The organism is Paracoccus sp. UBA889, from assembly GCA_002294185.1.
Taxonomy (GTDB): Bacteria; Pseudomonadota; Alphaproteobacteria; order Rhodobacterales; family Rhodobacteraceae; genus Paracoccus.
In genome coordinates, this window is the sequence record DBFD01000041.1 from 10,297 (window position 1) to 10,977 (window position 681).

A 681-nucleotide genomic window follows, 5' to 3' on the forward strand; every position below is an offset into this window, starting at 1 on the left:
TCAACAAGGACGAGGAAGCCCCGATCTTCCAGATCGCCGATTACGGCCTGGTGGGCGATTTGTTCCAGATCGTGCCCGAATTGACGGAAAAGCTGTAGCAGCCTCTCCGTTGCCCAAATACCCAAACAACCGCCCCCCGCCGGGGGCGGTTTTGCATTGCAGCATGACCGCGCCCGCCCTATCGTCGCGCCGGTCAGGAAACGAGGCGAGAATGGCGATCGAGACGGTTGGAATCATCGGCGCGGGCCAGATGGGCAACGGCATCGCCCATGTCTTCGCCCTCGCGGGCTATGATGTGGTGCTGAACGACATCAGCCCGGATGCCCTGGACAAGGCCCTGTCCCTGATCGACCGGAATCTCGAACGTCAGGTCGGTCGCGACAGGATTTCGGCCGAGGACAAGAAGGCTGCGATGGGGCGCATCACGACCACGCTTCGTCTGGCCGATCTGGGCCGGACCGACCTGGTGATCGAGGCCGCGACCGAACGCGAGACCGTCAAGCAGGCCATTTTCGAAGACCTTCAGCCGCACCTGAAGCCCGAGACGATCCTGACCTCGAACACGTCCTCGATCTCGATCACGCGACTGGCCAGCCGCACCGACCGGCCCGAGAAATTCATGGGCTTCCACTTCATGAATCCGGTTCCGGTCATGCAATTGGTCGAACTGATCCGCGGCAT

Annotated in this window: 1 protein-coding gene; it reads left to right on the forward strand. The window is 61.8% G+C overall.

Annotated elements, in window-relative coordinates:
- Window positions 1-211 precede the first annotated feature (211 nt).
- Window positions 212-681 (forward strand): 3-hydroxyacyl-CoA dehydrogenase NAD-binding domain-containing protein (locus tag B4L36_RS06745; protein WP_292954247.1); only part of this gene is annotated, 470 nt, incomplete at its 3' end.